General features: G+C 42.6%; 15 protein-coding genes and 1 tRNA gene. 4 read left to right on the top strand and 12 right to left on the bottom strand.

All coding sequences use genetic code 11. The features are described 5' to 3' along the window. Positions 1-74 precede the first annotated feature (74 nt). The 6 genes from cynS to VB775_RS13970 form a co-directional block, all read right to left on the bottom strand. Positions 75-521, bottom strand: a complete 447-nt coding sequence (gene cynS, locus VB775_RS13945) for a cyanase (protein WP_281008644.1) — start codon at positions 519-521, stop codon at positions 75-77. A gap of 75 nt (positions 522-596) precedes the next feature. Beyond that, positions 597-1,472, bottom strand: a complete 876-nt coding sequence (locus VB775_RS13950) for an ABC transporter ATP-binding protein (RefSeq protein WP_281008643.1) — start codon at positions 1,470-1,472, stop codon at positions 597-599. After that, positions 1,469-2,275: an ABC transporter permease gene (locus VB775_RS13955; RefSeq protein WP_407072974.1), complete on the bottom strand. Its 807-nt coding sequence runs from the start codon at positions 2,273-2,275 to the stop codon at positions 1,469-1,471. Before VB775_RS13955 ends, VB775_RS13950 begins: the two co-directional genes overlap by 4 nt. A gap of 253 nt (positions 2,276-2,528) precedes the next feature. Next, on the bottom strand, positions 2,529-4,193 hold the full coding sequence (locus VB775_RS13960; RefSeq protein ID WP_281008641.1) for a CmpA/NrtA family ABC transporter substrate-binding protein: 1,665 nt from the start codon (positions 4,191-4,193) through the stop codon (positions 2,529-2,531). A gap of 666 nt (positions 4,194-4,859) precedes the next feature. Then, positions 4,860-6,002 carry an acyl-CoA dehydrogenase family protein gene (locus tag VB775_RS13965; protein WP_281008640.1) on the bottom strand — a complete coding sequence of 381 codons (1,143 nt, stop codon included), beginning with the start codon at positions 6,000-6,002 and terminating at the stop codon, positions 4,860-4,862. 81 nt (positions 6,003-6,083) lie between these two features. Next, on the bottom strand, positions 6,084-6,617 hold the full coding sequence (locus tag VB775_RS13970; RefSeq protein WP_281008639.1) for an OsmC family protein: 534 nt from the start codon (positions 6,615-6,617) through the stop codon (positions 6,084-6,086). 562 nt (positions 6,618-7,179) lie between these two features. Between VB775_RS13970 and thrC the strand changes: the two genes are divergently transcribed. Next, positions 7,180-8,487, top strand: a complete 1,308-nt coding sequence (gene thrC, locus VB775_RS13975) for a threonine synthase (RefSeq protein ID WP_281008638.1) — start codon at positions 7,180-7,182, stop codon at positions 8,485-8,487. Between the two features lie 609 nt (positions 8,488-9,096). On the opposite strand, the gene VB775_RS13980 is transcribed toward thrC, so the two are convergent. Continuing rightward, the gene (locus tag VB775_RS13980) at positions 9,097-9,255 is read right to left on the bottom strand and encodes a hypothetical protein (RefSeq protein ID WP_281008637.1); all 159 of its coding nucleotides are present in this window, start codon (positions 9,253-9,255) and stop codon (positions 9,097-9,099) included. A 63-nt stretch (positions 9,256-9,318) separates the two neighbouring features. Here VB775_RS13980 and VB775_RS13985 point away from each other — a divergent pair, with 63 nt between their 5' ends. Then, positions 9,319-9,447, top strand: coding sequence for a hypothetical protein (locus VB775_RS13985; RefSeq protein WP_281008636.1), 129 nt, complete (start codon positions 9,319-9,321; stop codon positions 9,445-9,447). Positions 9,448-9,551: 104 nt separating this feature from the next. Here VB775_RS13985 and VB775_RS13990 read toward each other — a convergent pair. Beyond that, positions 9,552-9,624: transfer RNA gene (locus tag VB775_RS13990), tRNA-His, on the bottom strand. 287 nt (positions 9,625-9,911) lie between these two features. Here VB775_RS13990 and VB775_RS13995 point away from each other — a divergent pair. After that, positions 9,912-11,237: a formylglycine-generating enzyme family protein gene (locus VB775_RS13995; RefSeq protein ID WP_281008635.1), complete on the top strand. Its 1,326-nt coding sequence runs from the start codon at positions 9,912-9,914 to the stop codon at positions 11,235-11,237. A 316-nt stretch (positions 11,238-11,553) separates the two neighbouring features. On the opposite strand, the gene argF is transcribed toward VB775_RS13995, so the two are convergent. Next, the gene (argF, locus tag VB775_RS14000; RefSeq protein ID WP_281008634.1) at positions 11,554-12,465 is read right to left on the bottom strand and encodes an ornithine carbamoyltransferase; all 912 of its coding nucleotides are present in this window, start codon (positions 12,463-12,465) and stop codon (positions 11,554-11,556) included. Positions 12,466-12,657: 192 nt separating this feature from the next. Between argF and VB775_RS14005 the strand changes: the two genes are divergently transcribed. Next, a complete protein-coding gene (locus VB775_RS14005; RefSeq protein ID WP_281008633.1) occupies positions 12,658-15,642 on the top strand; it encodes a UPF0182 family protein in 2,985 nt (994 codons plus the stop codon). Between the two features lie 315 nt (positions 15,643-15,957). Here VB775_RS14005 and VB775_RS14010 read toward each other — a convergent pair whose 3' ends face one another. From VB775_RS14010 to VB775_RS14020, 3 genes are all read right to left on the bottom strand, one after another. Next, positions 15,958-16,494, bottom strand: a complete 537-nt coding sequence (locus tag VB775_RS14010) for a YqeG family HAD IIIA-type phosphatase (protein ID WP_281008632.1) — start codon at positions 16,492-16,494, stop codon at positions 15,958-15,960. A gap of 471 nt (positions 16,495-16,965) precedes the next feature. Continuing rightward, positions 16,966-18,438, bottom strand: coding sequence for a DASH family cryptochrome (locus VB775_RS14015; RefSeq protein WP_281008631.1), 1,473 nt, complete (start codon positions 18,436-18,438; stop codon positions 16,966-16,968). Positions 18,439-18,495: 57 nt separating this feature from the next. Beyond that, complete coding sequence (locus VB775_RS14020; protein WP_281008630.1) at positions 18,496-19,449, bottom strand: ABC transporter permease subunit; 954 nt, start codon at positions 19,447-19,449, stop codon at positions 18,496-18,498. Positions 19,450-19,911: the final 462 nt, after the last annotated feature.

Here is a 19,911-nt window from a genome sequence, read left to right on the forward strand (position 1 = left end):
TTTGAGGGGTAGCGGTTTTCATTTTTGCCCTAGGCAAAAATGAAAATCGCTATATTTGTTGAGAGAAGGTTATGTTACCACTTTTTATAGGGTAGGAACTTGCCGTTCATCGTGACTTTGACGCGATCGCCTTTTGGATCTTCCACTTTGTCGATATCGAGGGTGAAATCGATCGCACTCATGATGCCATCACCAAATTTCTCATGGATGATTTCCTTCATGGGATAGCCATAGACCTGCATGATTTCATAGAAGCGATAAATCAATGGATCGGTGGGTACTACTGGTCCTAACCCTTTGCTAGGGTAGGAACTTAGAGCCGTAATAATATCTTCCCCTAGTCCTAATGCTTCAGCAATTTTTGTGGCTTGTTCCACACTGGCGCTATTTTGACCATAAAAAAGCGAAGCAATCCAAACTTCATCTTGACCTAATAGCTTTTCGAGGTCAACAAAGCTCAAGCCTTTGGCTTTTTTGGCGGCTAATAGAGTTTGAGTAAAAGATGGAAATTCAACTGTCATAATGTTTTTGGTATTTCTAGATATTTTGTATTGGGAATGTAAAAAATTTTGCACTGCAAAATTTTTTACATTTTCCTATATTCTTGCGGCTTCAACAGCACGGGTTTCACGCATGAGATGCTCTTCCATTTCCGCTTTGAGATCATGATATCCCGATTGTTGGTCGAGATTTTCACGCGATCGCGGACGAGGGAAAGGCACATCAAGGATTTCATCAATCCCTGCGGCGGGTCCTCGCTTCATCATCACGATTTTATCAGAGAGTAGCAAAGCTTCCTCAATACTATGGGTAATCATCACCACAGTTTTACGTTTCTGTTCCCAAATACGGGCTACTTCATCTTGGAGGAAGCCACGAGTGAGCGCATCAAGTGCTCCAAAGGGTTCATCCATCAATAAAATTTGAGGATCGATCGCAAGGGCGCGAGCAATGCCCACCCTTTGTTTCATTCCACCAGATAGCTCATGGGGATGCTTTTTTTCGGCTCCTCTTAAGCCAACTAGTTCGATATATTCATAGACACGACTTTTGCGATCGGCGAGAGACATTGTAGGATAGACAGTCTCGATCGCAAAGTGTAAGTTCTCCGCAACCGTCAACCAAGGCATCAGTGCATAGTTCTGAAATACGACACCGCGATCAGGACCGGGGGCATGAACTTCTTCACCATCGATTAAAATCGCACCACTAGAGGGACTAGTTAAACCTGCAATCAGATTGAGAAGTGTGGATTTACCACAGCCAGAGGGGCCAATAATCGAGACAAAGGTATTGGGCGCAATGTCAAAATTAATATTTGCTAAAGCTACATAATCCTTAGAAGTACGGTGAGTGAGCTTATTGATCAAGCCACTTCGACCTCGATAAACCATTGAAACATCACAGACAGAAATCTGTGTCTGCTGAGTTGCTACATTTGTAGTTATTTTTTCCATAGAAGAACCAATCATACTTCTCTCCCAAATGAAACCCAATGTTGTAGCAGTCCAAATAGGCGATCGATGATTAAACCGATCGCGCCAATCATCAAAATCGCCGTAATGATGCTAGTAATACTCAAGTTATTCCATTCATTCCAAACGAAGTAACCCACGCCCGTACCACCAATCAGAATTTCCGCAGCCACGATTACTAGCCACGCAATCCCTGCGCTAATTCGCATTCCTGACACAATACTAGGAGCCGCAGCAGGTAAAATCACCTTCGTAATTGTGCGCCAAGGTGAAGCTCCAAGGGTACGGGTCACATCGATATAGGTCGGGTCAACATTACTTACACCGAATTTGGTATTAATCAGAGTCGGCCAGAGACTGGTAATCGCGATTACAAAAATGGCAGTACTTTCGGAATCCTTAATTAGTCCCAAACCAATGGGCAACCAAGCTAGAGGTGAAACTGGTTTGAGGATTTGAATAAATGGATCGACAGCCTTGGAAACCACGGGAAATAGTCCAATCAGAACTCCTGAAGGAATCGCGATCGCTGCACCCACAGTAAAACCAATCGCAACCCGACGTAAGCTGGTAATCAAGTGCCAACCAATGCCGCGATCGTTCGTTCCCTTTACATAGAAAGGATCAGAAATCCATCCCCAGAAGTCACTTAAGGTTTGTGATGCAGATGGCATCAGAGGAGAAAACCAACCGTTAACTGAACCGACTTCCCAAAAGATCAATATCGAGCTAAGGATCAATAGGAATAAAACAAATGCTTGCAGATCTTGATTAGGCAATACGCTCTGAATTATTGCCATGATCGGATTTGAGCGTGGTCGAGATTTGGGCATCGAAGGGGAATAGTCCATAGTTTTCTCTCATTTAGATTAGTACTTGATGTTTCGGTAGTGCTAGCTAAGAAATCTAAGAAACCATCTAAGAATTATCTTCTGCGTTCAACATTGCCAAGAGATCCCCCTCAATCCCCCTTATAAAGGGGGAAGAATTTAAATTCTCCCCCCTTTATAAGGGGGGCTGGGGGGGATCTTTTGGCAATTCTTAAAATAGGTTCTAGATCTTGAACTGCTTAATCTGTTCTTCGATATAGGCTTCAGGCTTAGCAGGATCGAAGGAGTCATACTTCAACTTTTCAGTTCGCTCTGTTTCCGTAGGCGGAGTTTGACCCAACTCTTTTGCTAACTCACGCGCCAGATCGGTCTGATAGATTTGCTCAGCGATAGTGTTGTAATCAGCCTTATCTTTGGGCATTAAGTCCCAACGCACAAACTGCGAAGAAATCCACTTGGCGAAGCTCTTCCAAGGATAGGGATCGAAACCAATGCGATCGGGAACATCTAAAGTATTGCCCTGACCATCCTCAAACTTGCCAGTTAACACTGCTTTTAAGACTGGCTCAGGTTGATTGAGATAGTTCTTTCCTGCGATCGCCTTAGCAATTTCTTCACGATGTTTAGGATCATTGGCATAGCCAGCACCATCAATAATCGCTTTATTAATTGCGCGGTAGGTATTCGGATTGGTATCAATCCATTTTTGGCTAGCCGCAAAAGCACAGCAGGGATGTCCAGCCCAAATATCTTTGGTGAGTAAATGGATAAAGCCAATCTTGTTAAAGACAGAACGTTGGACGACGTTATCAGGTAATAAGAATGCATCAAGCTGTCCCGCCGTCATCTTCGCGATCGCATCAGGTGGTGGAATTACTTGAATCTGCACATCTTTATCAGGATCGAGTCCACCAGCCGCTAAGTAATAGCGCAACAACAAGTTGTGCATTGAGAAGGCAAAGGGAACACCAATACTAAATCCTTTAAAGTCTTTGGCTTCTTTGACTTTGCCCAAGTGCTGATTGGCAACTGAGATCGCTTGACCATTTACATTCTCAATACTGGCAAGCTTTACGGGAAAGGCTGTGGAACCAAGTCCTAAAGACATGGAAATCGGCATAGGTGAAAGCATGTGATAGGCATCTAACTCACCTGCGATCGCGGAATCACGAATGGCAGCCCAGCTAGGCATCTTCACTAGTTCAACCTTCAGACCATACTTAGTATAAAATCCCAATGGTTCCGACATGATAATCGGAGTGGCGCAGGTAATCGGTAAGAAACCAACTTTTAAATTAGGTTTCTCCACTCCCGCAGGTGGGGTATTTGGGGTATTGGTAGTGGCTCTAGATGGAGTCTCAGGAGGAGGAGAAGAAGGACATCCTGTAAGCGTTACCACGGCGGCGGCAGCGGCTACTTTAATGAGAAATTCGCGCCGACGGAAGGTGCTAGATTGCAATGTATCGGTAAAGAACTCCTGTGCTTGAGGACCAAAGGCTGCACTAAAGGCTTCCTCCACACCGCCAGCCATCTTGATCAGGTCATAGCAAATCCGCTTTTGACTCTCAGAAGCATGGGATAATGAACCCTGTTCCAATAGTTGCCACAGGTCTGCTTTCATCGCGTTAGTTTCCCATGACTGCGCCATCAACTGGGCGCGATCGGAGTAGTGACCCATCCGCATCAGGTCATTCACTAATTCCACAGGATCTGTCGGCATTCCTTCCATCACAGACTGATGCTGATCAATATTATGATCACCACCACATGGGCAGGTAGACCATAAATTATTATTTATTTGAGCGGCAGAGTAACTAGAAGTTTGAGCAGAGATTGAGTTATTTCCTATCGCTGAAGCGACCATCTGTTCTATCAGGTGAGATGTCATGATTGGTTACTGTTTGTATTTTCGGGAATAATTCTTAATCAAATGAACGCAATTCTATTAGCCATGAATAGCTAAAGATAAATTTAATTATTAGTAATTTAACAACTTGTTTGTAATTAAATCGGTATAGATATATACGAAAAGTATTACATTATTTGTATGAGGGTGATTTGGAGATTATTTTTTACGCTGACTATTTAAAATTAGATTTTTAATACTAGAAAATCAATAAAATCTACAAATACATAAATTACATATAAATTCCAAATAAATCGTGATAACCTAAAAGCAAAAAAAAACAAGGGGCTTAAGCCCCTTGCCTCTCATATCAAAAAAATTCTGCTTTGTATAATCGACAATTACTATAGTATTGATAAGTAGTTGGGATAAAAAGTAGGATATGTTAGCGATAGCGTAACGCATCAATTGTTTGGAAATGATGCGTTACGCTATCGCTAACATATCCTACAAACTACAAATAATTAAGCCTTTATACTCATAGATTGCTTCATGGCTTTTTAATTTATACCAACTGATTTATAATTTTTTCTCAGAAGAAACTAACAAAATTTGATTTTTAAAATCAAATTTTGTTAGTTTCTTAGAGCATGATTTAGCCTTTTAAATTTTAGCTATATTAATCTTGTAAAAACTAGCTATTTCTAATTAAGACATACTTGCTAATACTTTGCGTAAATGTTTGAGCGCAGGTGTTACCATGGCAACGAAATATGATTCGCGTAAACGGCGATCATACACACTCCCATGCACATAACCGATCGCACCTGCATGGAGCATTAATGATTGCGAAGCTCTAAGTGATAACTCTGAAGCAGTTGCTCTCGATTCAATTACTTCCCGCAAAATTTCCTTGCTAACGATTTCTCGACCATGCCCGATCGCTTCGGCTAAACGATAGGATTTCAAGCGCAAAGTTTCGAGTTCATCTTCCATTTCATCGGGTCGATCATCGAGGTATTGATTAACATGTTGCTTAGTTTTATCAATCCTTCGCATTAAATCAATACAATTTTGAGTTAAGCCTAAGCCCATCCCCACCTGCATTAAGATAAATCCTGCTTTGATATATTCCACATAGCGATCGCATGGAGCCGCTAACACCCAATCATGACTGATAAAAGCATTGCGAAACAGACATCTAAAGGTATTTGTTCCTTCAAGAGCAATAAAATGAACGTCTTGCTTTAATTCTAGTCCTTGCATTCCACCCTGTGCGATCGCCATCAGATAGTCATCAGTTCCTTCTATTTGAGCAGATATCCCAAATAAATGCTTGTCACCAATATTAGAAACCCAAGGTAATGTGCCATTGAGAATATAACCACCTTCACAAGGCTTAGCAATGATTTTGATCTTCTCAATACCCGCAAAATGTTTCATTGGATTAGACAAACCCGTTCCTGACAAAAGTTTGCCCGTTGCAACTTGCGGTAGGATTTGTTCTCTTAGAAAAGAATTGTCAGTATTTTGCAGATACCAAGAGCAAGCATTGTGACACCAAGCCATAAATCCTGTACTAAGGCAAGTTTCCGAAACCATTTCGATCGCCTTTAATGCAGGTAATACACCCCGTCCCGTGCCACCATATTCCGTACTAACGCCCTGACCATAAGCGCCCAGACTACCAATATCACGCAAAAATTCTTCTGGATAAATCCCTTTTAGATCAATGTTAGTAACATCAGGTGCTAATTTTTGAGCGATCGCGTCTTTTAAACTCTGCATTAATGCTGCGTCAGTGAGCAGTTTTTCTTGAGGTTGATTGATTATGGTGTCACTAACCTGCATTGCTTCTTCCCTTTTCTTAAACTTTGTGTGTTTTTTGATTGAACAAAGATATGCTGCGCTAGGCGCAGCATATCTTTCATTTTATGCTAGAGAAACTTCCATATCCACAGGATTACGGAAAGTATTTGCGACTGGGGACCAGTAATTTGCATGTTCTAGAAGTTCAGCAAGTTCTTCCTTAGTTGCATCGGACTCGATATCCACTTTCACCCTCACAGCACTAATACCTAAACGCTTCTTAGATAGATCTCCAATACCCCAAACACCTGTGATATTAATATCGCCTTCGAGATGTAATTCTAATTTGGAAAGCGTAATTCCACGCATGATCGCATTAGCATGAATGCCTACGGACAAACAAGAACCCAGACAAGCAAGCAAAGCTTCGGAGGGGTTAGGAGCAGTATCTTCTCCGAGTAGAGTTGGCGGCTCATCAATGACATGCTCAGGCAAATTACGAACATAGTTCAGGTTGCGAAATTGCCCTTCACAGACAGTCTTTACTTTCAATGTACCGATGACATTGGGGTTAGCTTGTGCTTTAGCCGCTAGTGCCACTAGCCCATCTTTGCTGACAGGACGTAAAGGAGTGATTACGGATGCAGTTGTAGTCATAGTTTTAAATGCTTTATGTCTTTTGATTACTTAGGTAAATAGAACGATCTATACAATTTAATACTATACAACCTCTTGTAAATTCCGTATCTTCGACTACAATATGGAGGTTTATGATCAAATCAAGAAAATTTTGGCATTAATTTCAGATCTTGCACCAGCAACCAAAGAAACAAGAGCTAAAGTTCTTGAAAAGCCAGAAGCTATCCCGCCCGCGTAGCGGGCGGGATAGCTTCTGGCTTTAGGTTTTAATTAACGTGAGTTCGGGATAAGCTACAAAATTTTAGGAGCCAAAACAGTAAAAGCCTCGCAAAGCGAGGCTTTTACTGTTTTGGCTCCTAGAGAGGGTTCGCAGCGCGAACCCTCTCTAGGAGTTAGTTGGAAATTAACCCGAACTGAGGTTATTTAGATAGGTTAAAAAACTTCTTGAAAAAATCCTAGAGTAATACCCGATTAAAATAGTCGGGTATATTTGACGGCAATTAATGCCTGTGTTAGTGTTCATTTCAATAAGCAAAATCAAAAACAAATACCTTTATTGATTCAAAGGGCAACCAAGAACATGACTGCAACGATTGTTTCTCCTTACACCAGTGATCGCGTTGATACATTTAGTAATCTCAAGTGCAAAGAGTGCGGTGCAGAATATGAAGCCAAAGCAATGCATGTTTGCGAATTGTGCTTTGGTCCCCTAGAAGTTGCCTATAACTATGATGCGATCGCCGCTAGAGTCAGCCGTGAAACAATTCAAGCTGGCCCCCTCTCAATCTGGCGCTATCGCGATTTCTTACCAGTCAAGACTGACGACTATATCGATGTGTCCACTGGGATGACTCCTTTGATCAAAGCAAATCGCCTTGCAAAGCGTCTCGGCATCAAAAATCTCTACATCAAAAATGATGCTGTCAACATGCCCACCTTGAGCTTCAAGGATCGCGTAGTTTCTGTAGCCCTCAGCCGTGCCCGTGAACTTGGTTTTACCACCGTTGCTTGTGCTAGTACTGGTAATTTGGCAAATTCGACGGCAGCGATCGCTGCCCATGCGGGCTTAGAGTGTTGTGTGTTCATTCCCTCCGACCTCGAAGCAGGTAAAGTTCTTGGTACAACCATTTACAATCCCAAAGTTTTCTCGGTACATGGTAATTACGACCAAGTAAATCGTCTCTGTTCAGAAGTAGCCAATACTCACGGTTGGGGCTTTGTCAATATCAACCTTCGTCCATATTATTCTGAAGGTTCCAAGACCCTAGCCTATGAGGTTGTGGAGCAACTTGGATGGAAGTTGCCCGATCACATCGTTGCGCCTCTGGCTTCTGGCTCTCTATTCACCAAGATTTACAAAGGCTTCAATGAATTTGTGAAGGTGGGCTTAGTGGATGATAAATCCGTGCGATTCAGTGGCGCACAGGCTGAAGGTTGTTCACCGATCGCTGCTGCTTACAAAGAAGGTCGCGACTTTATCACCCCTGTTAAGCCTAAAACTATCGCCAAGAGCTTAGCGATCGGCAATCCTGCGGATGGTATCTATGCGATCGACATTGCTCACAAGACCAATGGCAATATCGAGTCAGTCAACGATGATGAAATCATCCAAGCCATGAAGTTGCTTGCGGAAACTGAAGGTATCTTCACCGAGACTGCTGGCGGTACGACGATCGCGGTTCTCAAGAAATTAGTGGAAGCTGGCAAAATCGACCCTGAAGAAACAACAGTTGTCTATATCACAGGCAATGGTTTGAAAACTCAAGAAGCAATCCAAGGATATGTTGGCGAGCCTTTCTTGATTGAGCCAAAACTTGACAGTTTCGAGCGTGCGCTAGAGCGTTCACACACATTAGATAAATTAGAATGGCAAACTGTATCCGTATAGTGTTAAGCGTTTTCTAAAAACAAGAGCAGTGCAAAGCACTGTTCTTGTTTTGTATTGAAATATTGAAAAGCTTTTTTATATCCTTCCTTGTCTAGCTTAGTGCCGATCACAGTGATGAGAATAGGAAACAAGCACAGACAAAAATAAACATAAAACACATATTCCATCGCAACTGTTTTAAACGTTGCGAATCAAAAGGATAATCACGAAAATCGAAGGCGTTGCAAAATTCTCCGCGCACACGATAGAGGCGATAATTTAACCCATCAACAGCGGAACCACACATAAAAATCGGTAGTAAAAGAAGTTTTATCAATCCGATTCAGCTTATTGATATCCATCCCTGCATAAACTACGCGCTGCCGCCAAAAGTATTGATCGCCCGACTGGACGATGCTTCCCGATTGGATCTCTTTCGGCAAATTTAGACGTTCGGGATTAGGGATTGGGGTAAATTATTGAGATGCGGAGATCAGTTTATAGTTTTGAAATTGAGCAAGGCGCACAGGCTGATCGCTATTGCGATCGCTATTAAAATAACGTGAGTTCGATATAGCCATTTGCGGCGTGCTTCGCACGCCGCAAATGGCAGAAAATGGTAAGAATCGCTTAGCGATTCTTACCATTTTCTGCTTTCGTCGAACTGACGTTAAAATAGAGTAACCCCGTTAAACCTCTCAGTCCCACCTTGCGATTATTCAGCCCCGCTAAGGCGCTTTCTAAACTGGTGGCGGTTAATTTAGGATTAGCTTTACGAATTGCATTCACTGTGGCGATCGCGGTCTCATAAAACTTCGCTCCTAAATAGGAAGGAGTCTTGTTGTAAGCTTTTTGATAGGCGGATGTAGTCCACCGAATGACACCACGATCAAGATTGTGGTCAGAGCGATCGCCCAGAACCTTACAACTTTCTTACCCATGAAATTACAGCCGTCCTATCTGAAAATTGCTAAGGCATAAATTAAACTGTCTCGCAATCTTATGGCTTTGAGCTACCGTCAAAACACCCAAAAAGAAAAGAGGTCACAAAGTGACCTCTTTTCTTTTGTGATTTTTAAATTGAGGGCGAATGATGGGAATTGAACCCACGAATGGTGGTACCACAAACCACTGCCTTAACCACTTGGCTACACTCGCCATTTAACCGTTATTGATAATACTATTGATTTGTGCATTTACACAAGCCCTTTTTAAAATTTTCTACTAAAACCCAAAAGAGAGTTGCGGTGATTCGCCGCAACTCTCTTTCTATCTACATTAAAAGGCGGCGCTTTGCGCCGCCTTTTACTTTATAAGATTTACTGTAGGATGCGTTAGCCATAGCGTAACGCATCACTATCTATACTTTGACAGTGCGTTACGCTGCGCTAACGCATCTACTACAATAAAGATTTTGGGTTTCCCCGACAGGCTGCAAGACATAAATGGATGTAGACATCATTCTCAGCAAGCGCTATCGCATAGGTCAAACCATTGGCATTAAGCAAGTTGGCGCGATCGCCTTGTCCATCTATCTAGCAGAAAACTTAGAATTACCAATTACACCTAAGCCTTTGTGTGTGATTTATTTCTGGCAAGTTTCAGGAGAAGATTTGCTAAATTATGAAGCGATCGCTACTAAGCTTTATGAAATTGGTCAAAACTATACGCTATCCCCTAGGGTGCAAGCCTTTCTTACAGAAGAAAACAACTACTATCTAGTGCGTGAATATCAGGAAGGATATGAATATCTAGAAGAATTTAGCCGAATAGTTAATGATTTGATCAAATCCAATCCCTACAAGCCAAAAACTTCAGAAGCATCTACCGTTAAAGCCTTACCGATCGCGCAGTCATGGGCAAAGTCACTTGCCAAAATACCAATGACGATTAATCGTCGTCAGCTAATGATCATTGCTAGCTCGGCGATCGCTGGTTTCACCTTAGCGATATTGCTGGAAAAGCTTAAACCTCAACCAGCCCCGATCATCATTGCTGAACCGCGACCATTGCCTCCTGAGCCACCAAAAGATCCAGTCAAAAGAGGTGAGAAAGCCTTTCGTGATGACTTGGGCAATGGTATCTATCTGGAAATGGTGCGGATACCTTCAGGAAGATTTACTCTGGGTTCGCCGCCCAATGAGATGGGTAGACGAGATCATGAATCTCCCCTATCTGAAGTAAATGTACCCGCTTTTTATATGGCAAAATTTGCGGTTACCCAAGAGCTATGGGTGGAAATTATGGGAATTAATCCCGCCTTATTTCGGGAAAATCTGCAATTGCCTGTGGAAAATATCTCTTGGTTAGAATCTCAAGATTTCTGTCGTAAATTAGCAGAGCGTTCACCACATCTCTATCGCTTACCAAGCGAATCAGAATGGGAATATGCCTGTCGTGCTGGCACTAATACGGCTTACCATTTTGGCGATAATCCCGCGCAACTAGGTGATTACGCATGGTTTATGGACAATGCCAACAAGCGATCGCATCCTATCGGTCAGAAAGTCCCAAATCCTTGGGGTCTATACGAAATGCATGGCGGTGTTTGGGAATGGTGTGAGGATGTATGGCACGATAGTTTTAATGGCGCACCCGCCGATGGATCGGCTTGGGTGAATAATGGCTATAGTGGTCGGCGCGTGCGTAAAGGTGGCTCATGGAGCAATGAAGCGCGTCTATGTCGTTCAGCAAGTCGTGAATGGCATTGGCAAGGCGATCGCTATAATGACATCGGCTTTCGTGTGGTTATTTCGGCATTTGACAGCTAATACCAAAACCCAAAACTGCATAGCCGTTTTGGGTTTCTAAAACCATTGCTGGATTTGCTTTCAAAGTATAAAAAAGTGTCGTTACGTTGTTTTAACGTGAGTTCGATATAGCCATTTGCGGCTTGCTTCGTAAGCCGCAAATGGCGAAAAATGGTAAGAATCGCTTAGCGATTCTTACCATTTTTCGCTTTCGTCGAACTGACGTTGTTTTACAGCGCTTTGTGTTCAAACCCAAATCAAGAAAAAAATGAAAGCGTTGCAAAGCAACGCTTTCATTTTTTTTCTTGTGGCTCGTTTGATCGGCAATTGCAGTAATCTAGAGAACGCTAGCTAGCAAAGCCTTTTGAGCATGAAGACGGTTTTCGGCTTCATCCCAAATGCGTGACTGTGAGCCTTCCATTACTTCATCAGTAATCTCTTCACCACGATGGGCAGGTAAACAGTGCAGAGCGATCGCTTGTCGATCGGCTAATGCCATTAGTTCTGCATTTAACTGATAGGGCTGGAAAATGGGAATCCGATCTTCTGCTTCCGACTCTTGCCCCATACTTGCCCATACATCTGTATAAAGGACATGAGCAGCCCGTGATGCTAATTTGGGATCTTCGGTGACAATAACTTCCGAATTTTCAGCTAAAGCTTTGGCTTGAGCGACAATGGTGGGATCGGGCATAAAGTTTTTGGGTGAGGCAATCCGCACATTCATCCCCACAAGAGCGCAGCCAATCATCAGGGAATGCGCCATATTATTACCATCACCGAGATAGGTGAGGGTTAACCCTTTCAAAGAGCCGAAGTTTTCCATCACAGTTAGCAAATCCGCAAGCACTTGGCATGGATGCTCTAAATCACTGAGGGCATTGATAATCGGCATCTTCGAGAATTTGGCAAAGGTTTCTAATTCTGCTTGCTCAAAGGTACGAATCGCCAAAACATCTAAATAGCGATCGAGAACTCTGGCGGTATCTTCTATGGGTTCGCCACGACTAACTTGAGTCACATTTGGATCGAGGTCAATCACATGTCCCCCCAGTTGATGCATGGCGACGGTAAAGCTAACTCGCGTTCTTGTTGAGGCTTTGCGAAACAGCAATCCAAGAGTCTTACGCTGAAAGTCAAACTGGACTTCTCCTGCTTTGAGTTGTTTTGCAAGTGTCAGCAATTCCTGAATTTCGCTTGGTTGCAAATCTGCCAAACTAAGAAGATCGCGTCCCTGAAGGTTTCCCATTGTTGTTAGTTAGAAAAGATCTTGTAATGACTGTATCATCAACTTACAATGCTTTACCCTGATCGAAAATGGCTTTTCTGGGAAAGTAATGCAAAGCAGTGTTTTCCTGAAAAAGCGATGGGTTTAGCGCATCTGCTAAGTGATATCAGCGGTTTTAGACAATGCAATTAAACCTAGTCTCTAGGTGGATCTATGAAGTTAACCTCCTTAAAACTAAATACATTCAAATTTTCTAAGCATTATTACCTTTGGCTATTAGGGGGAATTGCGGGGTTAGTTTTTGGAAGTGAGATTGTAGCTCGACTAGGCGGCGAGATTCTATGGTTTCAAGAGATGGGCTATTTGCCCATGTATTTATTACGGCTCGGAGCACAGATTGGATTAGGAGTTGTGATCTTCGCGATCGCCTTAGGCTATCTCTTCAGAAATTTGCAGATTGCCGAAGCATTGAAATATGACGATCTCCCTAACGAGGCTGAACGGAGACAATCAAAACTACGCAAACGATCAACTCTCCCAAAACAACTAAATAATAAACCACCAATTTCATCCAAATACATACCCACATCTTTTCGATTACGTTGGCTTCTGCCTCTAGTTTTGGGCTTAAGTCTCCTAATTTGCTCACTCCTAATTCATTATGGACAAGTATCACTCCTCCAATGGAAACCATCAGCGCTCCAACCAAGTATTGCCCCGATCGCACCATTACTATTTAGACCCGAACTACTTGGTCAATTGGTAATTCAGATATTTACGGCGAGACTCTCGGCAGTTGTGACTATTGGGGCGGCAATTTCTTTGCTAATTTATCCCAAGTTCTTGCTAAAGGCGATCGCTGTTGTCATTAGTGTGTTTACCGCATGGGTGACTTCACGACAATGGATGCGGATTATTCCTTATTTTCAACCCACTAGTTTTGAGCGAACTGAACCCCTTTTTAATCAAGATCTGAGCTTTTATATATTCAATTTGCCAACCTTGGAAGTTGTGGAATTTGGACTAGTCGGCATTTGTCTATATGGTTTTATCGCAGTTCTCCTCACCTACTTGCTATCAGGAAATAGCCTGAGCGAAGGTAAGTTTATCGGCATTTCCCATGATCAACAGCGCCACCTTTACGGACTCGGCGGTGTGTTGATGGTGGTGATTGGATTTAGTTATTGGCTCAATCGTTACGAGCTTTTATATTCACCGCGTGGGGTTTCCTATGGCGCTAGCTATACGGATACGGTGGTGCAATTGCCTGTCTATACAGGGCTAAGTATGCTTGCCTTTGCGATCGCCATTTACTTAATTTTGCGGTGGATCAGATTTCATCGCCAACCTGTAAGCCGTAAGCCCATAGTATCCGCCTTAGTTGTATATCTGGTAATGGCGATCGGGCTAGGTGTCGGCTTGCCGATCGCCGTACAATCTTTGATTGTGCAACCCAATGAGCTGGCGCGAGAACAGCCCTATATCAAACGTACAATCTCATTCACTCGTGAAGCATTCGGACTCGAAAGTATTAATTCTCAAGTTTTTAATCCACAGGGCAAGTTAACTGAAAAATCCATTCAAAATAATGACTTGACGGTTCGCAATATTCGGCTTTGGGATAAACAACCACTACTTGCCACCAATCGTCAACTTCAACAAATCCGTCTTTACTATAGTTTTCCTGATGCGGATATTGATCGTTATACGATTAATGAAGAGAAGCTATCCAAAACTGCGGCTAGTCAGCAACAGGTACTCATCGCCGCGAGAGAGTTGGACTATACGGCAGTTCCTGAAGAAGCGCAAACTTGGGTAAACCAGCATTTGATTTATACCCATGGCTATGGCTTTACTCTCAGTCCAGTCAATCGCGTCGGTGCAGGGGGATTACCTGAATATTTTATCAAAGATATTGGTGTCACCGAAGGCAGTCCTCTCACCACCTCTAGCGAAGCTGTACGGGAAAGCATTCCGATTGGTGCGCCACGCATTTACTTCGGAGAGAATACTGATACCTATGTGATGACTGGAACCAAGGTTAAGGAACTCGATTATCCTAGCGACAATGATAATGTTTACAACATTTATGATGGCAGGGGTGGAATTCCCGTTGATTCATTTTGGCGACGGATGTTGTTTGCCAAGTATTTGAATGATTGGCGGATGGCAGTAACTCCCGAATTCCTGCCCGAAACTAAGCTACTGTTTCGACGGAATATCATGCAAAGAGTTAAAGCGATCGCTCCTTTTTTACGTTATGACAGCGATCCCTATCTAGTAGCAGCCAAAGCAAGTGCTCAGGCAGAAGATCCTAGCTCTCTCTATTGGATTGTCGATGCTTATACCACCAGCGATCGCTATCCCTATTCTGATACTGGCAATGAAGGAATCAATTACATTCGCAACTCGATTAAAGTTGTGATTGATGCCTATCATGGTCATGTGGATTTCTATATTGCTGATCCTAGTGATCCGATTATCCGCACATGGGCAAGGATTTTTCCTGATTTGTTTAAGCCCCTAAGTGCAATGCCTGAAACCCTGAGTCAGCATTTGCGCTATCCCGTCGATTTATTCTCAATTCAGTCAGAACGCTTGATGACTTATCACATGACCGATGCTCAAGTGTTCTATAACCGTGAAGATCAATGGCAAATTCCCAATGAGGTCTATGGTGATAAACCACGTCTAGTAGAACCCTATTACTTGATTACAAGTTTACCTGAAGTTCCCTTTGAGGAATTTATTCTATTATTACCTTTTACCCCTAAGGAACGGACAAATCTGGTGGCATGGTTGGCGGCGCGGTCAGATGGAGTAAACTATGGCAAGCTTCTGCTATATACATTTCCCAAGCAAATCCTTGTCTATGGACCCGAACAAATTGAAGCCAGAATTAATCAAGATCCCGTAATTTCTCAACAAATTTCGCTCTGGAATCGTCAAGGTTCACGAGTAATTCAAGGTAATCTACTGATCATTCCCATTGAACAATCTCTTTTGTATGTGGAGCCTATCTATTTAGAATCAACTCAAAACAGATTACCGACTCTCGTGCGCGTAATTGTCGCCTACGAAAATCGGATCGTGATGGCGCAAACTTTACAGCAGGCGATCGCTGCTATTTTTAAGCCAGAGGAAGAGATCACACCACCAATCATTCGCCCAGTCGAAACCCCAGCTACACCACCTTAAGAAGATTTGCACCGTGCAAAGCACGGTGCAAATCGCTAGAACTCACTAAAAAAACGTCAGTTCGACGAAAGCGAAAAATGGTAAGAATCGCTTAGCGATTCTTACCATTTTTCGCCATTTGCGGCGTGCGAAGCACGCCGCAAATGGCTATATCGAACTCACATTAAAAAAAGCAGAAGTTGCATAGCTATACCTGTAGTCAGTCTTGTTAGGACATAAAACCCAAATAGTGTGAAGTGGCGCTTTGCGCCACTTCACACTATTTGGGTTTTGATTTGTCCTGATACAGGTGGCTATAGCTATACCTCTACTTTTTTAGATTTTCACGCCAGATTTACGGGCAATCCAGATTTCCCAATTGCGGAGAAAACTTGATCGAGCCTTAAAAATGGTGGCGATCGACGGCTTGAATACAAGCTCTTCACAGGGTGGCTGTACCAAAATCGTAAATAAACCTAAACGATTGCCGACAATGGTATCCGTAAATAAGCGATCGCCCACCATCGCCACTTGCGAAGCTGGTAACTCCATTGCTTCGAGAACTTGACGCACCACACGACGCGATGGTTTTCCCGCTCGACTGCGGTAGGGAAGGTTCAAGCTCTCAGCAACTCTCTGAATGCGACGATCACTAAAATTATTACTCGCTAACCAGATGGGATATTGTGAACGCATTGACTCTACCCAAAGATGAATTTCTTCTGATGCATCGGCTTCATCATCACCGATCAATGTGTTATCCACATCCAAGATTAAACCACGTAACCTATGGGTTTCCATGAGTTGCGGCGTAATCGCGTAAATTGGTGCTGACAAAACTAAGTCAGGAGCAATAAGTTGCCAAGCTTTCACAAATATTTTGAGAATGATAATTAAATAATTAAGAATATCTTACAGCGCTTTGTACTAGAACAGTTGAGCAAGACTCAATTGTTCTAGTAATACCAATTCACGAAAGTGTAGTAACACTTTTGTGAATTAAAAGCCAAACCCAGTAAGGGTTTTAGAATCACAATGGCGTAGCCATTTTGTGATTCAGTATAAAATCTGCAATTAGCGATCGCTAATTGAGCATAGAACCGATTTTTAGTGGTGTGGCTTTGTCGTGTCACCAAAAATCGATTGTTTATCTTACTACGTATCCTTTTGCTATTTAAAAACTAAGTAGCTCACCATAATTAAAACCACGTCAGTTCGACGCAAATGGCTATATCGAACTCACGTTAAAGCTAAAAACCTAGAAAGCTGTCCCGCCCGCGTAACGGGCGGGACAGCTTTCTAGATTTTTAGTTTATTTATACCTAGCTACTTAGCTAAGCGAACCTAGAATGCATTCTTATAAATTTCTTCGTTTACTTTTGCGGAAACAAACAAATCGACAACAGGATGGGGATAGTCAACACCTAGACGAACGTTAAAACGCTTCTGCTCAATTGGTAAAAGCTTCCAAGGTTGATGCACTTTACTAGTCGGAAGATCTGCTAGCTCTGGTAGCCAATGCTTAACGTATTCCCCTAGCGGATCGTAATCCTGCGCTTGCTTATTGATATTAAAGAATCGGAATCCTCTAGCATCATTCCCAATTCCTGCTGTATAGTTCCAATTCCCCCAATTACTGCAAGGATCGTAATCGATCAGTCGAGATTCAAACCATTCCGCTCCCATTCGCCAATCAATACCAAGGTTTTTAGTGAGAAAACTTGCGACATTTTGACGACCACGATTGGACATAAAGCCCGTAGCTGCGAGTTCGCGCATATTTGCATCGACTAAAGGGAAACCTGTATTTCCTGTTTGCCACAGTTCAAAGCGCTTCCAGTCTTGCTTCCAAGGTAAGTCCATATCGCGTAACCCTGAGCGATGGAATAACTTGTTACCATGTTTTACAGCAACGAAGCGGAAATAATCGCGCCATAACAACTCAAAGATTAACCAATAAGTCGAGTCATTAGCAAGGCGATCGCTTTCATATTTCTTAACCTGTTCGTAGATATATCGAGGACTGAGACAACCCAAGGCAAGCCAAGGTGAGAATTTGGAAGAGTCATCAGCATGGAGCATTCCATTGCGAGTTTGCTTATAAACTTGGATGCGATCGCTATTCCAAAAATAATGCTCTAGACGTTTCACCGCTTCAGTTTCACCGCCTTTGAATTGCAATACTGCGAGATCGCAAGGTATCGTTTCTTTCAGTCCTAGATTTTCTAAAGTAGGAATTTCGCCAATATCAACACTTTCGGGTAAGGTGGGAAGATTTTTGGGCATGGGAAAAGCTTCCCGAATTGTGAGATTAGCTTCAACCTGTTTGCGGAAGTTGGTAAAGAGTTCAGGAAGATTAGCAATTTCAAAGGGTAAATCATTTGGATGTAATAACGTACTTCCCCAGAAGCTTTTAAAGTTAACATTCTGTTTTTTGAGAGTAGAACGTAATTTCCTTTCTAGAGTTTTCTCTTCGGTAGTGACTTCTGCATGGTAGTAGATTGAGTTAATTCCCAATTGCTGCGCTAGTTCAGGCAAAATTTGATCGGGATTACCGATGCGGACAATGAGATTAGAATTAAGCGATCGCAAATTTTCTCGTAAATTTGCCACACTCTCGATCAGAAATTTGGCGCGAAATTCACCAGTTTTCTCAAAGCCAAAGTAAGTTTTATCAAAGTGAGCATAATCAAAGCAATAGACAGGAAATATCTGTGCGCCTGTCATTTGAGCATCTTGAGACGCTCGATATAGAGTTTCACAATCATGCGATCGCAAGTCATTGCGGAACCAAACTAAAATATTTTGACTGTTCATACTACTACTATAATCGCGAACTGATAGAAGGGGCGCAAAGCGCCCCCTCTATCAGTTCTAGCGTTCAACAATTTGGAACTGGCGATTTAGTAAGTTCATACTTGCGGAAATAGTCAGACTCATGGCTAGATATACGCCCATGATAATCAAAATTACATTGACAGGTCTTCCCGTCTGATTAATTGTGGTCGAAGCGATGCGATAAATATCGGTATAGCCGATCGCGATCGCTAGGCTAGAATTTTTAGCGATATTCACATACTGACTAGTCAGTGACGGAATGATGACCCGTAATGCTTGGGGTAATACGATTTTTCGCATCGTTTGGAAATTCGTTAATCCCAGCGCTTTAGCGGCTTCCGTTTGTCCTTTGGGAACTGAGAGAATACCCCCACGAACAATTTCAGCGATGAAGGCACTGGAAAACATAGTCAATCCTAAGACTAGAGCGCAAAATTCAGAACTCAGGGTCATTTTTAAAGCGGCGATCGTGATTCCATCTTTGGCAAGCGTGGCAAATCCTAGAGAGATGCGATCGCTAGCGGGTGGAAGTGTTAAAAAGATTGCCGAATACCAGAAAAATAACTGTAACAGTAGGGGCGTATTGCGGAGGACTTCTACATAAACACGGGCTAATTGTTTGAGTAACCAGTTATTTGATAAACGTGATACCCCCACAGTGACACCAACGACAGTTGCCGAGATGATGCTAACGGCGATCGCTTTTAGAGAGTTAAGTAACCCAACCTGTAGGGCTTTGGTATAGCTATCCGAAGCTTTATAGGGAAAAGGGGAGTCGGCAATATCAAAGGAAGCGGGATCGCTGAGAAAGTCAAAACTAATTGCTAGCCCTGAATTTCGCATATTTCTAGCTAGGGTATTCCATGCCAAAATACTACAAGTAATTATGATCGCTAAAAAAATCAACTGAGCGATCGTCCGCCAATTCCAGAAATTCCTTTTGAAACTAGTTTGCCAACTCGTTGCGATCTTCTTATTGCTTACCGTCATTGCTCGGAGCGCTCCTAAATAAACTTTTAATCTAGAGATTTACAGCAATTTACAGCCAAATCAACGCATAAACTTTTTAACTTTTAACTGATTTTACGTGGAAGTTTCTAAGACCCTCACCCCTAGCCCCTCTCCCAAAGGGCGAGGGGAACAAGAATTTTCTGGGTTTTGCTCCCCCTCTCCTCTCTGGGAGAGGAGGCTGGGGGGTGAGGGCAATCCTCATTCCACGTAACATCAGTTTTAAAAAAGTTTACTAGCCCAAGGTCTTGTATGTTAGCTTACATTGCTTTTCTATATAGCAAAGCAAGTTTTGCTTAGGACATAAAACCCAAGAAACGATTGGCGGCGCTCCGCGCCGCCAATCGTTTCTTGGGTTTTAGTTTGTACTCACTCATTAAATTTCGAGCAAATTAACTATAAGAGAAATTTTGAAAGTGGTATTTCGTAAAGCCTTCAAAATTT

The sequence above is a fragment of the Pseudanabaena sp. CCNP1317 genome (genome assembly GCF_034931345.1).
In the GTDB taxonomy this organism is placed as follows: domain Bacteria; phylum Cyanobacteriota; class Cyanobacteriia; order Pseudanabaenales; family Pseudanabaenaceae; genus Pseudanabaena; species Pseudanabaena galeata.

Bases quoted from the DNA above. Each gene is read 5' to 3' on its own strand.
- VB775_RS13960 (WP_281008641.1), bottom strand. From the start codon at position 4,193: ATGACATCTCACCTGATAGAACAGATGGTCGCTTCAGCGATAGGAAAT.
- VB775_RS13965 (WP_281008640.1), bottom strand. From the start codon at position 6,002: ATGCAGGTTAGTGACACCATAATCAATCAACCTCAAGAAAAACTGCTC.
- thrC (WP_281008638.1), top strand. From the start codon at position 7,180: ATGACTGCAACGATTGTTTCTCCTTACACCAGTGATCGCGTTGATACA.
- argF (WP_281008634.1), bottom strand. From the start codon at position 12,465: ATGGGAAACCTTCAGGGACGCGATCTTCTTAGTTTGGCAGATTTGCAA.
- VB775_RS13970 (WP_281008639.1), bottom strand. From the start codon at position 6,617: ATGACTACAACTGCATCCGTAATCACTCCTTTACGTCCTGTCAGCAAA.
- VB775_RS13995 (WP_281008635.1), top strand. From the start codon at position 9,912: ATGGATGTAGACATCATTCTCAGCAAGCGCTATCGCATAGGTCAAACC.
- VB775_RS13955 (WP_407072974.1), bottom strand. From the start codon at position 2,275: ATGGCAATAATTCAGAGCGTATTGCCTAATCAAGATCTGCAAGCATTT.
- VB775_RS14020 (WP_281008630.1), bottom strand. From the start codon at position 19,449: ATGACGGTAAGCAATAAGAAGATCGCAACGAGTTGGCAAACTAGTTTC.
- cynS (WP_281008644.1), bottom strand. From the start codon at position 521: ATGACAGTTGAATTTCCATCTTTTACTCAAACTCTATTAGCCGCCAAA.
- VB775_RS14005 (WP_281008633.1), top strand. From the start codon at position 12,658: ATGAAGTTAACCTCCTTAAAACTAAATACATTCAAATTTTCTAAGCAT.
- VB775_RS13950 (WP_281008643.1), bottom strand. From the start codon at position 1,472: ATGATTGGTTCTTCTATGGAAAAAATAACTACAAATGTAGCAACTCAG.
- VB775_RS14015 (WP_281008631.1), bottom strand. From the start codon at position 18,438: ATGAACAGTCAAAATATTTTAGTTTGGTTCCGCAATGACTTGCGATCG.